General features: G+C 70.7%; 18 protein-coding genes. 6 read left to right on the forward strand and 12 right to left on the reverse strand.

All coding sequences use genetic code 11. The features are described 5' to 3' along the window. Window positions 1-82: 82 nt before the first annotated feature. A complete protein-coding gene (locus tag AC067Z_RS00880; protein ID WP_478787245.1) occupies window positions 83-733 on the reverse strand; it encodes a winged helix-turn-helix transcriptional regulator in 651 nt (216 codons plus the stop codon). A 68-nt stretch (window positions 734-801) separates the two neighbouring features. Between AC067Z_RS00880 and AC067Z_RS00885 the strand changes: the two genes are divergently transcribed. Next, window positions 802-2,013, forward strand: a complete 1,212-nt coding sequence (locus AC067Z_RS00885; protein WP_478787246.1) for a pyridoxal phosphate-dependent aminotransferase — start codon at window positions 802-804, stop codon at window positions 2,011-2,013. 131 nt (window positions 2,014-2,144) lie between these two features. After that, window positions 2,145-2,603, forward strand: coding sequence for a hypothetical protein (locus tag AC067Z_RS00890; RefSeq protein ID WP_478787247.1), 459 nt, complete (start codon window positions 2,145-2,147; stop codon window positions 2,601-2,603). 39 nt (window positions 2,604-2,642) lie between these two features. Here the strand turns inward: AC067Z_RS00890 and AC067Z_RS00895 are convergent, their stop codons facing one another. Then, window positions 2,643-3,608 carry a D-2-hydroxyacid dehydrogenase family protein gene (locus AC067Z_RS00895; protein ID WP_478787248.1) on the reverse strand — a complete coding sequence of 322 codons (966 nt, stop codon included), beginning with the start codon at window positions 3,606-3,608 and terminating at the stop codon, window positions 2,643-2,645. Between the two features lie 35 nt (window positions 3,609-3,643). On the opposite strand from AC067Z_RS00895, the gene AC067Z_RS00900 reads away from it, so the two are divergent. Beyond that, a complete protein-coding gene (locus tag AC067Z_RS00900) occupies window positions 3,644-4,300 on the forward strand; it encodes a DUF2293 domain-containing protein (RefSeq protein ID WP_478787249.1) in 657 nt (218 codons plus the stop codon). Window positions 4,301-4,310: 10 nt separating this feature from the next. Here the strand turns inward: AC067Z_RS00900 and AC067Z_RS00905 are convergent, their stop codons facing one another. Beyond that, complete coding sequence (locus AC067Z_RS00905; RefSeq protein WP_478787250.1) at window positions 4,311-5,030, reverse strand: chaplin; 720 nt, start codon at window positions 5,028-5,030, stop codon at window positions 4,311-4,313. 166 nt (window positions 5,031-5,196) lie between these two features. Next, the gene (locus AC067Z_RS00910) at window positions 5,197-6,585 is read right to left on the reverse strand and encodes an amidohydrolase (RefSeq protein WP_478787251.1); all 1,389 of its coding nucleotides are present in this window, start codon (window positions 6,583-6,585) and stop codon (window positions 5,197-5,199) included. A gap of 213 nt (window positions 6,586-6,798) precedes the next feature. Here AC067Z_RS00910 and AC067Z_RS00915 point away from each other — a divergent pair, with 213 nt between their 5' ends. Next, window positions 6,799-7,311, forward strand: a complete 513-nt coding sequence (locus AC067Z_RS00915) for a DUF3574 domain-containing protein (RefSeq protein ID WP_478787252.1) — start codon at window positions 6,799-6,801, stop codon at window positions 7,309-7,311. A 146-nt stretch (window positions 7,312-7,457) separates the two neighbouring features. Here the strand turns inward: AC067Z_RS00915 and AC067Z_RS00920 are convergent, their stop codons facing one another. The 5 genes from AC067Z_RS00920 to AC067Z_RS00940 all read right to left on the reverse strand — a co-directional run bounded on the left by AC067Z_RS00920 (window position 7,458) and on the right by AC067Z_RS00940 (window position 14,144). Further along, window positions 7,458-8,750, reverse strand: coding sequence for an SWIM zinc finger family protein (locus AC067Z_RS00920; protein WP_478787253.1), 1,293 nt, complete (start codon window positions 8,748-8,750; stop codon window positions 7,458-7,460). Continuing rightward, a complete protein-coding gene (locus AC067Z_RS00925) occupies window positions 8,747-11,611 on the reverse strand; it encodes a DEAD/DEAH box helicase (RefSeq protein WP_478787254.1) in 2,865 nt (954 codons plus the stop codon). The genes AC067Z_RS00920 and AC067Z_RS00925 overlap by 4 nt, the downstream gene beginning before the upstream one ends. Window positions 11,612-11,743: 132 nt before the next feature. Continuing rightward, window positions 11,744-12,832: a slipin family protein gene (locus AC067Z_RS00930; RefSeq protein ID WP_478787255.1), complete on the reverse strand. Its 1,089-nt coding sequence runs from the start codon at window positions 12,830-12,832 to the stop codon at window positions 11,744-11,746. 72 nt (window positions 12,833-12,904) lie between these two features. Then, entirely contained in the window at window positions 12,905-13,357 is a 453-nt protein-coding gene (locus AC067Z_RS00935) for a DoxX family protein (protein ID WP_478787256.1), read from the reverse strand. Window positions 13,358-13,448: 91 nt separating this feature from the next. Further along, window positions 13,449-14,144, reverse strand: coding sequence for a class I SAM-dependent methyltransferase (locus AC067Z_RS00940; RefSeq protein ID WP_478787257.1), 696 nt, complete (start codon window positions 14,142-14,144; stop codon window positions 13,449-13,451). Between the two features lie 114 nt (window positions 14,145-14,258). Between AC067Z_RS00940 and AC067Z_RS00945 the strand changes: the two genes are divergently transcribed. Beyond that, window positions 14,259-14,516 carry a DUF6343 family protein gene (locus AC067Z_RS00945; RefSeq protein ID WP_478787258.1) on the forward strand — a complete coding sequence of 86 codons (258 nt, stop codon included), beginning with the start codon at window positions 14,259-14,261 and terminating at the stop codon, window positions 14,514-14,516. A gap of 19 nt (window positions 14,517-14,535) precedes the next feature. Here AC067Z_RS00945 and AC067Z_RS00950 read toward each other — a convergent pair whose 3' ends face one another. The 3 genes from AC067Z_RS00950 to AC067Z_RS00960 all read right to left on the reverse strand — a co-directional run bounded on the left by AC067Z_RS00950 (window position 14,536) and on the right by AC067Z_RS00960 (window position 16,589). Beyond that, complete coding sequence (locus AC067Z_RS00950) at window positions 14,536-14,904, reverse strand: tetratricopeptide repeat protein (protein ID WP_478787259.1); 369 nt, start codon at window positions 14,902-14,904, stop codon at window positions 14,536-14,538. 94 nt (window positions 14,905-14,998) lie between these two features. Beyond that, the gene (gene coaE / locus AC067Z_RS00955; protein WP_478787260.1) at window positions 14,999-15,613 is read right to left on the reverse strand and encodes a dephospho-CoA kinase; all 615 of its coding nucleotides are present in this window, start codon (window positions 15,611-15,613) and stop codon (window positions 14,999-15,001) included. Window positions 15,614-15,650: 37 nt separating this feature from the next. Next, window positions 15,651-16,589, reverse strand: coding sequence for a PAC2 family protein (locus tag AC067Z_RS00960; protein ID WP_478787261.1), 939 nt, complete (start codon window positions 16,587-16,589; stop codon window positions 15,651-15,653). Between the two features lie 261 nt (window positions 16,590-16,850). On the opposite strand from AC067Z_RS00960, the gene AC067Z_RS00965 reads away from it, so the two are divergent. Beyond that, window positions 16,851-17,810, forward strand: coding sequence for a right-handed parallel beta-helix repeat-containing protein (locus AC067Z_RS00965; RefSeq protein WP_478787262.1), 960 nt, complete (start codon window positions 16,851-16,853; stop codon window positions 17,808-17,810). Window positions 17,811-17,839: the final 29 nt, after the last annotated feature.

Consider the following 17,839-nt stretch of genomic DNA (forward strand, 5'->3'; position numbering starts at 1 on the left):
GGTCCATCCCCCATGTCGGCTCGGCAAACTGCTCCACGCTATCCGATGCCCGAGGGAGGCTGGGCAGCCGGCCGACGCACCCTCAGATGCCGATGAGCGTCGCGTCGCCCTCCACCTTGATCTGTCCGGCGAGTACGCCCTCCGCGGGCGTCAACTCCCCGTCCGCCAGCGCGACACAGATGTCGGCGTCGAGGGTGAGGCAGACATCGGGCCGCTCGGCGGGCCCGTCGCCGTACGGGGAGGCCGTGGCCTCCCCCAGCCGCAGATGGAACACACCCTCGTCGAGCCGGACCTCGACCACTCCGGTCCGTCCCGGCGCCGCCTCCAGGGCGCGCAGCATCGGGATGGCGAACCAGTGCGCCCGCACCGCGTCCGTGGGGCGGCGCTCGGCGAGCGCGGGCGCTCCCCACGCTGTCAGCGCCGTCAGGACGGGCAGCAACCGGCGGCCGTGGTCGGTCAGTTCGTACACGTACGCCGCCGACGGCGGCGGCAGCCGACGACGCGTCGCCAGCCCGTCCCGTTCCATGTCCTTGAGGCGGGACGCCAGGACGTCGGTGCTGACGCCGGGAAGGTCGGCGTGCAGGTCCGTGTAGCGGCGGGGCCCGGCGAGCAGTTCGCGGACGACGAGCAGCGTCCAGCGGTCGCCCACGGCGTCCAGGGCACGGGCTGCGGCGCAGTACTGGTCATAGCTCCGGCGGCGGGTCTCACGTGGCATGGGACGCAGTTTAGACATGTTGTTGGACTTTCCAAGCTCGAACTTGGTAAAACCAAGTACGTCATTCAGTCCTGGGAGGCCACAGCATGGAGTTCCGGCAGTCGAGCAAACTCAGCGAGGTCTGCTACGAGATCCGCGGACCGGTGATCGAGCAGGCCAACGCACTGGAGGAAGCGGGCCACAGCGTCCTGCGGCTGAACACCGGCAACCCCGCACTCTTCGGCTTCGAGGCGCCGGAGGAGATCGTCCAGGACATGATCCGGATGCTGCCGCAGGCCCACGGCTACACCGACTCGCGAGGGATTCTTTCCGCCCGTCGCGCGGTCGCCCAGCGCTACCAGGCCCTCGGTCTCACCGACGTGGACGTCGATGACGTCTTTCTCGGCAACGGTGTCTCCGAGCTCGTCTCCATGGCCGTCCAGGCCCTGCTGGAGGACGGCGACGAAGTGCTCATCCCGGCCCCCGACTTCCCGCTGTGGACGGCGGTCACCACCCTGGCCGGCGGCAAGGCGGTGCACTACCTGTGCGACGAGGAGTCCGACTGGTACCCGGACCTCGACGACATGGCCTCGAAGATCACCGACCGCACGCGGGCCGTCGTGATCATCAACCCCAACAACCCCACCGGCGCGGTGTACCCGAAGGAGGTCGTCGAGGGCATCCTCGATCTCGCCCGGCGCCACCAGCTGATGGTGTTCGCCGACGAGATCTACGACCAGATCGTGTACGACGACGCGGTCCACCACCCCACGGCCACCCTCGCCCCCGACCTCGTCGTCCTCACTTTCGGCGGCCTGTCCAAGACGTACCGGGTGGCCGGATTCCGCTCCGGCTGGCTGGTCGTCAGCGGCCCGCGGCAGCACGCCCGCAGCTACCTCGAAGGTCTGACGATGCTCGCCTCGATGCGGCTGTGCGCCAACGCGCCCGCGCAGTACGCCATCCAGGCGGCGCTGGGCGGACGCCAGTCCATCCGGGAACTTGTCGCACCCGGCGGCAGGCTGTACGAGCAGCGCCGCCGGGCCTGGGAGAAGTTGAACGAGATCCCGGGAGTGTCCTGCGTCCTGCCGAAGGGCGCGCTGTACGCCTTCCCCCGGCTCGACCCGAAGGTGCACCCGATCCACGACGACGAGAAGTTCGTGCTGGACCTGCTGCTGCGCGAGAAGATCCAGGTCGTCCAGGGCACGGGCTTCAACTGGCCGCGCCCGGACCACTTCCGGATCCTCACCCTGCCGCACGCCGACGATCTCGATGCCGCGATCAGCCGCATCGGCCGGTTCCTCAGCGGCTACCGCCAGTGAGCCGTGAACACGGCGCGGACACGGCGCTCGGGAAACCGGCCGTTTACTGGTGGGTCTTGGACTGATGGCGCGTGCCACTGCGATGATCCGACGGTGCAGTTCCGCCACACGCCCAGCTCGGGAGCGCCCCCATGTGGACAGCCGTCATCGCGGTCATCGGCACCCTGCTCGGATCGGTGGCCACCCATATGTTCGAGCGCCGGACGGCGGAGCGCAGCGCCGCTCATGCCCGCGCCGAGCAACTGCGGCAGGAACGGATCGCGGCGTACAGCGCCTTCGCCGGAGCGCTCGTCGACTTCCGGCGCGGCCAGAACGACCGCTGGCACCGGGCTCAGGAGGCTCCGGGCAGCGCGAAGGCGGAGGCTGCCCGCATCGACTCGTACCGGCTGCGCTCCACGGCGCATCAGGCACTGGTCCGCGTCCAGTTGGTCTGCGACGACCCGCAGGCGCTGGAGTCGGCCGCCGCTGCCTTCGAGGTCACCAACTGCATGCACGAGGCGCGGGACGAGTCGGACCGGGGACAACGGTCGGAGCAGGCACGCGAAACGCTGTCCGAGTTCATCGGCGCCGCCAAACCGGGTGTGCGATAGCGCCGGGCCGTATCCGTCCCCGGCCCGCCGGGCAGAGCGCTAGGCCGCGCCAAGGGTACGGACCGGGCTGCCCGCCAGGTACGCGGCGATGTCCTCCACTGCCTGCCCGAAGTACCCCTCGTAGTTGCGCCGTGTGACATAGCCGAGATGAGGCAGACCGAGGAAGTTCGGCGCGGTGCGCAGCGGGTCGTCGGCCGGCAGCGGTTCGTGCGCGAACACGTCCGCACCCGCTCCGGCGATCCATCCCTCGGTCAGCGCCTGTACCAGTGCGGCCTGGTCGACGATCGCGGCACGCGAGGTGTTGACCAGAAAGGCGGTGCGGCGCATGCGGCGCAGTTCGGCCGCGCCGATCAACCCTCGGGTGCGGTCGCCGAGTTGGAGATGCACCGAGACGAAGTCCCCGACCTCGAGGAGTTCCTCGAGCGACGCGGCCCGGACGACGCCGTGTTCGGCGGCCCGCTCGTCGGTGAGGTGCCGGCTCCATGCCATGACGTCCATGCCGAAGGCCTGACCGACCCGGGCGACCTTGGCTCCGATCTTCCCGAGCCCGAGGAGGGCGAGCCTGCTGCCGTGCAGGTCGGTGCCGATGGAGGACTGCCACGGGCCGCCGTCCCTCAGCGCATTGCTCTCGGGGTTGACACGGCGAGCGAGTCCCAGGATGAGTGCCCAGGTCAGCTCGGCGGGAGGCTCCGAGTTGCTCGCCGTCCCGCAGACGGTGACGCCCTGCCGGGCGGCGGCTGCGAGGTCGATCGACGCGTTGCGCATTCCCGAGGTGATGAGCAGTTCCAGCCGCGGCAGCCGGGCGAGCAAGGAGGCGGTGACCGGTGTCCGCTCACGCATCACGACGAGGATCTCGCAGTCGCCGACGGCCGCGGCGAGGTCCGCCTCGGACGTGAAGTGTTCCTGCAGGGAACGGACTTCGACGGCCTCGCCGAGCGAGGACCAGTCGGCCAGAGAGAGTGCGACGTCCTGGTAGTCGTCGAGCACGGCACAACGCAGCGTCATGGGAGCGGAGCGTACCCGCTGGGTACGCTGCCGATATGGACCTGGTGGTGATCCAACCACTCAAGGGCAGGCACTGCGCGGAGTGTCGGCGGGGGCCGCTGGAGATGCATGTACTGGAGTCCGGAGTCCCCGTCTGCCTCGACTGCGCCGATCTCGCCCATCTCGTGTTCCTGCCGCGGGGAAACGCAGCGCTCACCCGCCGCGCCCGTGAGGGCAGCGCGCTCTTCGCCGTCGTGGTCCGCCGCAACCGCCGCCACAGCCGTTACGAACGCCAGGGGCTACTGGTGGAGGAAGCCGCCCTGGTCCGCGCGGAGCGGGCGTGCCTGGCCGACGCGGAGGCGCGGGCCCGGCGGCGTGCGCGCGACGCGATGCGCCGCGCCGCCACGGACGTGCGGTTCGCAGCTGCGCTTGCCGACCGGATACGGAGGCTGTTCCCCGGCTGCCCCGCCGAGCGCGCCGCCGACATCGCGGCGCACGCCTCGGTGCGCGGCAGCGGCCGGGTGGGCCGGACCGCGGCCGGCCGCTCCCTGGAGGAAGGAGCGGTCACGGCTGCGGTGCGGGCGTCGGTACGGCATCTCGACACCCCCTACGACTCCCTGCTCACGGCTGGAGTCACCCGTCACGAGGCGCGGACCCGCGTGGCTGCGGGCATCGATGCCGTACTGGCGTCGTGGCGAGCCTCGTCGGGGTGAGGGCGCCCTGTCAGGCGGACAGGCCGCCCCCGGCGGGCCGGAACCGGCGGTAGAGCACGATGCCACCAATCACCATGGCCGCTCCCGCGGGGATCGCGTACGCCAGCTGGTCCGATCCGGTCTCGGCGAGCGAGTCACCGGCAGGCTTCGGCGGGAACAGCTTCGGCGGCTGGGCGGCCTTCGGCGGCGTGGCGGGCGTCTCCTCGGCCGGCGGCTCGCCCGACTCGTTCTTGGAGGAGTTGCCGAATGCCGGGTTGCCGATGCCGACCACGTTCACGGAGTTGCCGGTGACGTTGGCCGGGACGTCGACGGGCAGGCTGACGCCGTTGCCCGCCAGGAGGCCCGGGGAGCCCGCCGTCTCACCGTGGGCGACGGCGCCGCCGCCCGAGTTGTGCCCGCCGCCGCTGCGCTGGCCGGCCTGCGAGCCACTGTCGCTCTCGCCACCGTACGCGCCGTTGTCGTCGTCGCTGGGCGAGCCACCTCCGTGCGAGACATTGGCGCAGGAGTTTCCGGCCGTCGGGTTGAGCAGACCGACGACATTGACCGTATTGCCGCATGCATTGACGGGGACATGCACGGGGACCTGCACCGCGTTGCCGGACAACACGCCGGGCGATCCGACGGCCGCGCCGTCCGCGTTCGAGTCGGCGTTCGCGTAGCCGGTGGCCATAGCCAGTACGCCACCCGTGAGCATCACGGTGGCCAGGCCCTTTCGGTGAACCTGCCTCATGGGTTCCCTGCCTTCAGGAGAAAATCGCGGGGCACCTGCCCGCACCGGAACTAACGTCACGGGGCGGCTTCGGTTCTGCCGTTTGAGGCAATCACCCATTTGGGGGCGCAGAGTTTCGAACGCCTGGACCACGAGCCAAGGCCCTGCGGGACGCGTGCCGCACGTCTCAGGTGTCGTACTGCTGGATACGCCGACCGTCCTTCCTGCGGGTCAGCGCCGGGAGCTGTTCGGCCAGTTCGGATGCGACGGCCGCCACGTCGAGCGTCAGGAGCCGACGGTCCCGCATCAGTACGCGGCCGTCCACGACCGTCGTCCGGACGTCCGACGAGCGCGCGCTGTGCACCAGCGTCGCCGCGTGGTCGTGCAGCGGCAGCGTGTGAGGTCCGGTGAGGTCGACCAGGATCAGGTCCGCCCGCCGGCCGGGAGTCAGCGACCCGATCCGGTCCTCCAGGCCGAGGGCGCGGGCGCTCTGCATCGTGGCGTGGTCGAGCGCCTGACGGGCGGTGAGCCACGACGGGTCGTGTTCGACGGACTTCTGCACCAGCGCGGTGAGCGTCATCGACTCCCACACGTCCAGGGTGTTGTTGGAGGCCGCGCCGTCCGTGGCGAGGCCGACAGGCACTCCGACGGAGGCGAGCGCTCTGACCGGCGTCGTGTCCCAGCCGAACTTGAGGTAGCCCCTGGGCGAGCTCGCGACCGCGGTCCGACCGCTTCCGCGCGCCAGCATCGGCAGGTCGTCCTCGATGATGCCGGTGCCGTGCGCGATGAGCAGGTCGGTGTCGAGCAGTCCGGCGCGTTCCAGGACGGCGATCGGCGTAAGGCCGTGCCGTTCGAGGCTGTGATCGGTCTGTGCCCGGTTCTCCGCCGCGTGCAGATGGACCGGAAGGCCGTGTTCACGGGCGAGTTCGGCAGTGGCGGCGAGATCCGCGTCGGTGACGGTGTACGGGGCGTGCGGCGCGAGCGAGGTGGTGATCCGCCCATCGGCCGCGCCCCGGGTGCGCAGCGCGAAGTCGAGCGAACCCTCCCTGCCTTCGGGGCCCTGGCTGGAGAAGAACGCCCAGCCGAGGTCTGCCCGGAGCCCGCTGCGGGTCACCGCCGCGGCGACTCGGTCCATCGCGAAGTAGTGGTCGGCGAAGGTGGTGACACCACCGCTGATCATCTCGGCGCAGGCCAGCAGCGCACCCAGTTCGACGACGGATTCGGTGAGGTTGGCCTCGATGGGCCAGATCCAGTCGTTGAACCACTCCTCGACCGGCAGGTCCTCGGCAATTCCCCGCAGGGCAACCATCGGTGAGTGCGTATGGCAGTTGATCAGCCCCGGCATGGCGAGCTGTCCGCGTCCGTCGATGTGGTCCACGGCGGGGAGTCCGGCGACTGCGGCGGTGGTCGTCACCGCGTCGATGACCCCGTCCCGCACGACGATCGCTGCGTCGTCGGCGAAGCCGATCCGCCCGTCGTCACCATGGACCAGCGTGGTGCAGCCCGAGACCACGAGATCCGCTGGCGGGTGCGGGTCCCCCGTCCGGTGCTGTTCTGCCGGGTTCGCTCCTGCCATCGGGCGGTTCCTTCCGCGGAGTGGGGCCGACAGACCTCGGTGTGTCCTCGTTTCCCTTTCCTACCCCCTCTCCCGCACGGCGTTGTGCTCTTGCGGGTGGTTTCCGGACGAAGTCGGTGTTCCGGCGGGACGGCGGCGAGAGGTGATTGCCACAGTGAAGCGCTGTACGGCGCCGGGCCGTGCGCGCGTGTACCGAACGAAGGGAACATCCCGTTGTCCTCCCCGAAGCAAGCGCGGCGCCTCCTCGCCCACTCCCTGAAGCACCGCACGCTGCTGGCCGCCGCAGGGGCGGCCGTCGCCGTGCTGGGCGTGGCGACGCCCACGGCGCAGGCAGGGCTCGACAACGGCAGGACCGTCTCCATCGCGCCGGACACCACGTCGGTGACGGCGCGCGCCGAACGGTACGTCGAGACACGACTGTTCTTCGGAACGGAACGTCCCGACGGCGGTCCTGACGTGACGGACGCGCAATTCATGGCGTTCGTCGACCGCCATGTCACTCCGGGCTTTCCCGACGGACTCACGATCCAGGAGGGCCGGGGCCAGTGGCGCGACTCCAACGGCACCATCGAGCGGGAGCGTTCGTACGAGCTGATCCTGTTGTACCCGGCCACCGAGACCCGTGAGCGCCACCCCCTGATCGAGCGGATCCGCGAGGTCTACGTACGGGCCCACGCGCAGGACTCCGTGGCCCGGCTCGACGAACCGACGCTCGCCGACTTCTGACCGTCACGTGTTCCGGTCCGCCACCGGACAACTCCTGGAGGCGCGCCCGCGGTTCGGTGGCGGCTCCCGGGTCCGTCTGGAGAGCGCGGCGCGTCCGGGAGCGACACGGATACCGGTGGCGGTGTCCGTGGTCGGCAGCCTGCCGTTCATCTGCTCAGCAGGGTGGCGAGCGCTCCCACGGGATCCGCGTCCGGGGTTCCGCGGGGCCACCAGTCCTCGCGGTCGGGGTCCGATTCATAGCCGTACCACAGGCCGTCGCGACCGAAGCGCAGTTGGAGGGAGCGAGAGGACAGGTGGTTGCGCCACGGGCGGAAGTGCGGGAAGTCGTTGGCGGCGAGGGCGGGCCGGGCACGGTCGAACGGGCCGGCCGGCGGATCCCACGGCTCCTCCAGGACGTGCAGAGCGGCGAGTCCGCCCTGGCGCCAGGCGGCGACCGCCCGGGCCAGGCCGGTGGGCGTGCGGTCGGAGGCGGCTGCGAGGTCGCGGTAGAGGGCGCGGGTGGATGCGGTCAGTCCGGATCCTGGATGGGCGGCGGCCAGCCGGACAGCGTCCTGCCACCGGGTGAGATCGGCGACGGGGTCCCGTCCGGTGGCAAGGAGGGCGTGGGCGCGCGCGGCCGCCTCGCCGGCGAGCAGGTCGAGGGCGAGCGGATCGGGGGCGCCGGGCGCGTGGGGGTAGGCGGGCGGACGGCCCTGCTGCGCCGGCAGCGGGAACGGGGGTGGCAGCGGCGGGCGTTCCCCCGGGAGTGCGGTCACAGCCTCCCTCGCGGGCACGCTCGCGACAGCGGTCACGGACGCGGCCGCTGTGCGCTCGGCTGCGGAACGCGTCGCGTTCCGGCGGGAGAGGGCCGCGAGGAGGTCCCGTTCGCCCCGACCGCGCATCAGGAAGAGGACGAACGGGTCCTCGTCGAGGAGTCTCGCCGTCTGGTAGCAGAGCGCGGCGGCGTGCTTGCACGGGTAACCGTCGTCGGGGCACGAGCAGTCGGGGATGAGATCGCCGGGCGTCGGCAGCAGATCCGCGGCGTCCGCCAGGGCGTGCGGAACGTCCTTGTCGAGCAGTGCGGCGATGTGGTCCGGCCGGTCGGCCGCCGCGGCCAGGAAGTCGTCCCAGTCGTCGTCGCCGAGGGTGCGCAGCCGGATCTCGGTGCGGTACGGACGGGGCCGGCTGCCCTGGACGTATGCCGTGACCCGGCCGGGCGTGACCGTGATGGACGCGACATTGCCCCGCCCTGCGTAGGCACGGCCTCGTTCGAGGCGCGCCCGGTCCAGAGCGGCGTCCTCCAGCGCTTCCACCCAGGCGTTGCCCCACCAGGTCACGGCGATCTCCTCGCCGTCCGGCGGTTCGAGGGAGGAGAAGGTGCGGCGCAGGTCGTCGTGGAGTGCATGGGTGCGGGCGGCGGCGGATCGCGGGCCGGGGCCGGGTCGCGCGGGCGGGCTCATGACGGCCTCCTCAGCGAGACGAGATCGGCCAGCTCCCGGTCGGTCAGTTCGGTCAACGCGGCCTCGCCGGAACCCAGCACCGCGTCCGCGAGTGCCCGCTTGGAGGCGAGCATGTCGGCGATGCGGTCCTCGACCGTGCCCTCGGCGACCAGCCGGTGGACCTGGACCGGCTGGGTCTGCCCGATGCGGTAGGCACGGTCGGTCGCCTGCTCCTCCACCGCGGGATTCCACCAGCGGTCGAAGTGGACGACATGGCCGGCCCGGGTCAGGTTGAGCCCGGTGCCTGCCGCCTTGAGGGAGAGGATGAACACCGGGACCTCTCCCGTCTGGAAGCGGTCGACCATGCGCTCGCGCTCGCCGACCGGTGTGCCGCCGTGCAGCAGCTGGCTCGGGATCGCCCGGGACGCCAGATGGTCCGACAACAGGCGGGCCATGGCGACGTACTGAGTGAAGATCAGGACGGAGCCGTCCTCCGACAGGATCGTCTCGAGCAGTTCGTCGAGGAGCGCGAGCTTGCCGGAGCGGCCGGACAGTCTGGTCGACCCGGGGCCCGACCCGTATGCCGTTCCGTAGCCCGTGCCGTGTTCCTTCAGGAATTGGGCGGGGTGGTTGCAGATCTGCTTGAGGGCGGTCAGCAGCTTCATCACCAGGCCGCGCCGCGCGATGCCTTCCGCGTCCTCGATCGCGGCCATCGTCTCGCGCACGACCGCCTCGTACAACGACGCCTGCTCCCGGGTGAGGGCGACGGGGTGGTCGGTCTCCGTCTTGGGCGGCAGCTCGGGGACGATGCCGGGGTCGGACTTCTTGCGGCGCAGCAGGAACGGCCGCACCAGGCGCGCGAGCCGCTCGGCCGCGTCGTCGTCCTCACCGTTCTCCACGAGGCGGGCGTGGCGGGCGCGGAAGGCCTTCAGCGGCCCGAGCAGGCCGGGTGTCGTCCAGTCGAGCAGCGCCCACAGCTCGGACAGGTTGTTCTCCACGGGGGTGCCGGTGAGGGCGACCCGGGCGGGCGTGGGAATGGTGCGCAGCGCCTTGGCGGTCGCCGAGAAGGGGTTCTTCACGTGCTGCGCCTCGTCGGCCACGACCATGCCCCACGGGTGAGCGGCCAGTTGCTCGGCGCTGGTGCGCATGGTGCCGTACGTGGTCAGGACGAAGCCGCCGTCGGTGGTGGGCAGGGCGCGGTCGGTGCCGTGGAATCGCCGCACGGGGACGCCCGGGGCGAAACGGGCGATCTCCCGCTGCCAGTTGCCGAGGAGCGAGGCCGGGCAGACGACGAGTGTGGGGGCCGTCCGTGCCCGCCGCAGATGCAGGGCGATCACGGTGACGGTCTTGCCGAGGCCCATGTCGTCGGCGAGGCAGCCGCCGAGACCGAGCGAGGTCATCATGTCCAGCCAGGCCAGCCCGCGCAGTTGGTAGTCGCGCAGGGTGGCCGTCAGTCCGTCGGGGGCGGCAAGGGGCGCCGCGGCCCCGGTGAGCCGGTCGCGCAGGGCGGCAAGCGCCCCTGTCGGCACCGCCTCGACCGTCTCGCCGTCCACCTCCGCTGTGCCCGTCAGGGCGACGGCCAAGGCATCGACGGGCTCCAGCAGGCCCAACTCCCGCTTGCGTGCTTTGCGTACGAGGTCGGGGTCGACCACCACCCACTTCTCCCGCAGCCGCACGATGGGCCGATGGGATTCGGCGAGGGCGTCCATCTCGCGCTCGGTCAGCGGATCGCCGTCCAGGGCCAGCTGCCAGTTGAATTTGAGCAGTTCTTCGCTGTCGAAGAACGGCGTGCCGTCCGTCGCCGACCCCGGAGCGGGCCGCACGACAGCGGCCGCGGTGAGCGAGCGTGCGAGCTCCTTGGGCCAGTGGACGGCCACGCCCGCCGCGTCCAGCCGTGCGGTGCCGGGCCCCAGCAGCTCGTACAGCTCGTCCTCGGTCAGCGGCAGGACGTCGGGCACATCCCTCTCCAACAGCCGGGTGAGCGGCGGCCACACGCGCGCCGCGCGGCGCAGGGCGAGCATCGTGTCGATCCGGGCCCGTGGGCCGAAGTGCTCGTCACCCTCACCCGCCCACAGACGGGCCGCGTCCAGGACCAGGGTCGGGTCCGCGAGGCTGTGCACCTGCACCAGGGCGGCGCCGGCGCTGCGCTGTGCCCCGTCCTCCTCCGCCATGTCGAACAGCTCCAACGCGGAGAGGTCCAGGCGCAGCGAGACCCGTACGCCCGCGTCCATGCCCGCGGCCGCCTCCGCCGCCCATTCGCGCGCCCCGGGCAGATGCTGGGCCCCCATGGCCGCGAACGGCGCGCCCGCGGCATACGCGGCGGCCGGGGTACGCGGCAAGGTGTCGGCGACCGCGTCGAAGAACTGCCTCACCAGGGCCTCGGGCTCGGGCAGTTGCAGAGGACGCAGTCCGGGAACGGGCACGGCATGCGCCTCGTACGGCATGGCGGCGGCGATGGCGCGCAGTTGGGCGATGTCGTCGGCGTCGAGCGGTCCGGCGCGCCAGGCGTCGTGGTCGGTGGCGGTCAGCCCGGGCATCAGGCGGCCACGTGCCACGAGGTGGAGAGCATGCAACGCGGCGGCACCCCAGCATGTGGCGGCGGGGTGGGCAGCCGCGTCGCGGCGGGCGTGGATCAGCAGCGGGGCCGCTTCGGCGACGGTGAGCATCCGGGCGGGCACGGAGCGGCTGCGGACGCCTCGGCCGTGCGCCCGCACCACGGTGAGCTCGGTGTCCGCCCCGGGGATCTCGCCCCCGTCGGGAGCCCAGAAGGCGACGCGCCCGTCCCGGGGCAGGGCCCCGGGCAGGAAGACTGCCGCATGCCCCCGAAGCGGGAGCGTCAGGTCGGGGGCCGTCTCGGTGGAGATCGCAAGGGCCGGGGCCATGAAGTCACCTCCTCCCGCAGGTCGACCAGTGCGTGTGTCACTGGATCTACGACCTTACGGGCGGGGTCTGACAATTGACCTCACACCCCCGTCCGACCTGGGCACGCCTGCGTCCGGGTCCGCACGCAGGCGTCAGGCGGCGGCCGTGGGCGCCGAGGGCGGCACAGCGTCCGGGTCGGCCGACCCCTCGACCGGCGGGGCGCCCCGTTGCTCCCTCACCTGCCCGTCGGCCGTTTCGTCGCCGGACGGGGCTGCAGCCTCGTCGGGCGGGACGGGTGAGGCGGGTGAGGCGGGTGAGTCAGCCGGACCGGACTCGGTACTCGTGTCGATGCGCCCTGACCCGGTACCTGATTCGAGGGGAGCAGGAGTGTCGGCAGGGGTGGAGCCCGGCGGGATCGGTGCCGGAGCCGGTTCCGTGCCCGCCGTCGTCTGCTGCGGCGCGCCCTGGGCCGCCGCGGGCCCCTGCTGCGCCCGCTCGAGGAAGCGCAACAGCTCCACGGGGAACGGAAGGACGAGCGTGGAGTTCTTCTCGGCAGCGACAGCGACGACGGTCTGGAGCAGACGCAGCTGAAGTGCGGCGGGCTGCTGCGACATCTCGGCGGCCGCCTCGGCCAGCTTCTTCGACGCCTGCAACTCCGCGTCCGCGTTGATGACCCGCGCCCGCCGCTCACGGTCGGCCTCGGCCTGTCGGGCCATCGAGCGCTTCATCGCCTCCGGCAGGGAAACGTCCTTGATCTCCACGCGGTCGATCTGGACACCCCATCCCACGGCGGGGCTGTCGATCATCAACTCGAGGCCCTGGTTGAGCTTCTCCCGGTTGGACAGAAGATCGTCGAGATCGCTCTTGCCGATGATCGACCGCAGCGACGTCTGTGCCATCTGCGACACCGCGAACCGGTAGTCCTCGACCTCGACCACGGCGTTGGCCGCATCGACGACCCGGAAGTAGACCACCGCATCGACCCGCACGGTCACGTTGTCGCGCGTGATGCCTTCCTGGGCGGGCACCGGCATGGTCACGATCTGCATGTTCACTTTGCGCATTCGGTCGATCACCGGGATGATCACGGTGAATCCCGGCTCCTTCACCACTCTGCGCAGGCGCCCGAGGCGGAGGACGACACCCCGTTCGTACTGCTTGACCACGCGCGCAGCAGCCATCGCGTAGACAACGCCTGCGGTCAGTGCCGCACTGGCGGCCACCACCAGCTCCTCGACCATGGGGGCACCCCCTGCCGTCGGGTCGCAGATTGCATTACCACCGTATGACCGTTATGCCCCGAGCACGAGGCTTCATCCGCGAGCTTTTGCGGCGGGCTTTCGCAGCACGGTGGCAAGGAATCGTGCGGTCTGGTCCCGGCGGACGCGCGCCACGATCGCGAGGAGGACGAAGAAGATCACCGGCGTCAGCGCGTTCTTGCCGTCGAAGACGGTGACCTGGGTGACGAAGGCCCCGATCATCAGCCCCATGAGGGCGATGGCCGAGATGCCTGACAGCAGGGGGACGACAAGGGCGATTGCGCCCACCAGTTCCAGGCCGCCCACCAAGTACATGTACCAGTCGCCGTAGCCGATCTTGTCGAAGCCCTCGGTCGCCGACGCATGGGCGACGAGCTTCGGGGCGGCGCTGGCGATCGCGAAGAACAGGGCGAGAACGATCTGGAGAGCACGGACCGCAAGGTGAATGCGGCGGCTCGTCGTGGCCGGTCGAACAGCGGGGGTCATGGTGGCGGACGTGACGGACATCGCGGGCTCCTCGGATAGGCGTTGCTTGCGCTTGCTCACCGGGATAGACGACTGGGAGTCCGCCAACTCATCGCCTGCCGCGCCACCGATTTCACCCGAGCGCCCCCACTGTGGGCCGGGCCCGTACCCACGACCCGTCCGATGTCAGATAGCTGTCCACGACAAGACCCGCCCGCGCGAGATGCCCCTCGAATTCCTCCTGGCTCAGCGGCCGCGATCGGAACGTCTGCGTCCAACTCCCGTCCGGGAACTGGTATTCGGCGAGCACGGACCGCACCCCATCGTCGACCGGCACCGACGAGACGATCCGCACCCTGTATCCGGCCGGGTGGACGGTCTCCCGCGGCAGTCCGGTGTGCTTGTCCGGGCCCTCCCGCTGAATCAGTACGCACCCGTCGTCGCGGACGTGGGCCCTGCACGTGCGCAGCAGGGCGTCGCACACCTGATGGTCGCCCGTGTGGACCAGAAAGGAGGCGAGCATCACCACGTCGAACTTCTCGTCCAGCCGCAGTGATTCGATCGGGCTCCGCACCGTGCGCCGCGCGCCGCGTATCCGCTTCAGCATGTCCGCGGACTCGTCCACCGCGGTCACCGCGAACCCGCGCTCGATCAGCGGATGACTCACCCGGCCCGCACCACTGCCCAGTTCGAGGATGCCGGCCCCCGCAGGCACAGCGCCCTCGATGATGTCCGGCTCGTCGCCGACGGCGAGCCGGGTGTAGACCTCGACCGCACAGCCGTCAGGGGTGATCGCCCCCGGACCCGTGCCCCTATGACCATCGCGCATCGTTGCGTTCATGCAGAGTGAACGGCCGGGAACAGTCCGTGGTTCCCCGGTCGCTGCGGGTCGCGCCCGCCCGTCTTCCGGTGGGTGCATCCTGGAGGAGGAAAGGGTGTCGCCATGCGCACGGGAAGTGAACCGGTCACCGCACGCAGCCCCCTGCGACTACGGCTGGGGCTCGGGATCTGGGGCCTGATCTGGACTGTGGCGGGGACGGCGGCGTTCGCCGTCGCGGGGTACCCGGGCTGGGCGGCCGTTTGCGGCGCCCTGTTCCTCGTCGTCGCCGTCGACCTGGTGATGGTCGTACGGCACATCCGGCAGGGGCCGCACTACCAGCCAGGACGCGACATCCCGCCGTACGAACCGGATCACGGCTGAGTCCCCGCCGCGTTGCGGGTCAGGCTCCCGTGTCGAAGCGGGCGGCCCGCAGATACTCCGGATTCGGGTCAAGGGCCGCCGCGAGACGGAAGTGACGCTTCGCCTGCTCCGGGCGGCCCGAGCGTTCGAAGGTACGGGCGAGGGCGAAGTGCGCGAAGGCGTTGTCCGGCTCGCGCTCCAGGACGAGTTCGAACTCGAGCTCCGCCGGGCGCAATTGGGCTGCGGCGAAGAAGGCACGTGCGCGCAGCAGACGCGCCGCGGTGTTCTCCGGATGTGCGGCGATGACCGAGTCGAGCAGCTTCACGGCCCCGCGCGGATCCCGCGCCGCCAGCAGATGCTCGGCCGCGCGGTAGTCGATGACGTGCGTTTCCGGGTTGCTGTTGGGCACGCTGCGATCCTTCCCTTCGCTGACCGGTTCCAACACCGCCTCCGACGGCGGTATTCCGGTCCCGGCCGGTGGGGAGGAGCGCTGCTCCGCCCGGCTACCGCTCGGCAGAGGCGTGGGAAGCCCTTCGTGAGAGCTCCTCCCACACCTTGCGGACCTGGGGTTCCAGGACCTCCAGCGGCCCGTCGTTGTCGATGACGAGGTCGGCGATCGCCCGTCGCTGCTCGCGTGTGGCCTGCGCCGCCATCCGCGCCCTGGCCTCCTCCTCGGTCATGCCCCGCAGGCGTACGAGCCGGTCGAGCTGTGTGCCGGGCGCCGCGTCGACCACGACCACCACGTCGTACAGCGACGCGAGACGGTTCTCGGTGAGCAGGGGCACGTCGTGGATCACCACGGCGTCGGGGCCCGCGGCCGCCTCCAGCTCCAGGGACCGGGCACCGACCAGCGGATGCACGATCGCGTTGAGTGTGGCGAGACGCTCGGCGTCATTGAAGACGATGGCACCGAGTCCCGGGCGGTCCAGGGTGCCCTCGGGCGTCAGGATCTCCGGCCCGAAGGCGTCGACGACAGCCGCCAGGCCCGGGGTGCCGGGCTCCACGACCTCACGTGCGATCTTGTCGGCGTCGACGAGCACCGCACCGTAGGAAACGAGCAGTCGCGACACTTCGCTCTTGCCGGCGCCGATTCCGCCGGTCAACCCCACCTTCAGCATGCCCGCAGCCTACGCGAGCACCGGTTCGCGCCGGGGCTCAGGCGTCGCCCTCCCGTTCGGCGAGGAAGCGCTCGAACTCCCGGCCCAGCTCGTCCGCGGAAGGCAGATCGACCGGTTCGGCGACGAGGCTGCCTCTGCTCTCGGCACCGGCGACCGCGTCGTACTGATGCTCAAGTCCCTGCACGAGGGCCACGAGCTCCTCGTCTCCCTCGCCGATCTGCCGCTCGATCTCGGTCTGGGTGCGATGCGCCTCTGTGCGCAGCGAGTGTGCGATGGCGGGCAGCACAAGGCCGGTCGCGGCCGTGATCGCCTCGAGCGCCGTGAGGGCCGCGTCCGGGTAGGCGGAGCGCGCGACGTAGTGCGGAACATGGGCGGCGACGCCGAGGACGTCCTGTCCGGACTCCATCAGGCGGTACTCGACGAGCGCCTCGGCGCTGCCGGGCACCTGTGCCTCGTCGAAGGGACTGCGGTGCCCCGGCATGAGGTCCGTGCGGTTGCCGTGCGGGGTCAGCCCGACCGGCCGCGTGTGCGGGACGCCCATCGGAATGCCATGGAAGTTGACCGCGAGACGCACACCGAGGCGCTCGACGATCTCGCGCACCGCGGCCGCGAAACGCTCCCACTCGACATCCGGCTCGGGGCCGGACAGCAGGAGGAACGGTGCTCCTGTGGCGTCCTGGACGAGCCGTACGTCGAGCGTCGGCGTCTCGTATCCGCTCCAGCGGTCGCGCCGGAAGGTCAGAAGTGGGCGGCGGGCACGGTAGTCCACGAGCCTGTCGTGGTCGAAGCGGGCCACCACCTGATGGGGAAGTGTCTCCAGCAGGTTGTCGACGATCTGCTCGCCGGTCTCTCCCGCATCGATGTAGCCGTCGAAGTGGTACAGCATGACCAGGCCGGCCGACTCCTGCGCGAGCGCCATGTCGACGACGGCGAGGCCCTTCGGCTCCCATTCGTACAAACCCTGCGGATCAAGCACGATTACCGCTCCTCCTCGTGTCCGTACGCCATAACGCCTGGTGGTACGTGGGCATTCCCGTTCCGCCTGTGAACGGCCCACAGGTGTCCGCCAGTTCATCGCGCCTCGCGAGGCCGGTCCCGAGAGCGCCTCCCTCTTGGTACAGACCTTGACACTCCCCCGAGCCGTCCTTAGCGTCTCCGGGCACACGTGCGTTCAGAAACACGCCCACTGTCCATGTACGAGAACAGCAGACCTCGAACCCGGCGGGAAGGCACCCCCATGCGTACCCGAAAGCTGCTCCCCCTCCTGATGGCTTCCGCTCTTGCCACCGGCGGCCTGTCCCTGTCCGCCACTCCCGCCGGAGCAGCGACGGTCATCCATGTGGACACGGCGTCGGAGCTCAAGGCAGCCCTGGCCGCCGCCCTCCCCGGCGACACGATCCAGATCGCCGACGGAACGTACACAGGCAACTTCAAGACCACCGTGGACGGCACGTCCGCCGCACGGATCACGCTCACCGGCTCCGCGGCGGCGGTGCTCACGGCCGGCGGCGGTTACGGCCTGCATCTCAACGGAGCCTCGTACTGGACCGTGAAGGGCATCACCGTCACCGGCGGCCAGAAGGGCATCATGACGGACACGGCGGACGGGGTCACCATCGACTCGGTGACCGTGCACGACCTCGACATGGAGGGTGTCCACTTCCGGAGCTCCAGCCGCGACGGCGTCATCAAGAACTCCCGGATCTACGACACCGGAAACGACGGCAGGGGAATGGGCGAAGGCGTCTACGTCGGCTCGGCCGGCGGGACCTCCGACAGGAGCGACAACGCCCAGATCCTGAACAACACCATCGGCCCCGATGTCGGCGGCGAGGCCATCGACATCAAGGAAGGCACCACCGGCGCGAAGATCATCGGCAACACGTTCGACGGTCACGGACTGACGGGCGCCAATTACGACGACTCATGGGTCGACGTGAAGGGCAACAACGTCCTGGTCGAGAGCAACACCGGGAAGAACACCACCAACAACGGCTTCGAGACCCACACCCAGCAGGACGGCTGGGGCTGCGGGACGGTATTCCGCGACAACGACTCCGACCTCCGGGGCGCGACCGGCTCCAAGCAGCTCGCCATCAATGTCACCAACAACAGCGCCGACTGCCGCACGACCGTGTACGCCGACAACACCGTCACAGGCGGAAACGGCCTGACCAACATCGCGGTCACCCCTTAGGCCTGCCCGGCGGAGTCCGGCCGGAACAT

The organism is Streptomyces sp. NPDC043812 (assembly GCF_056436245.1).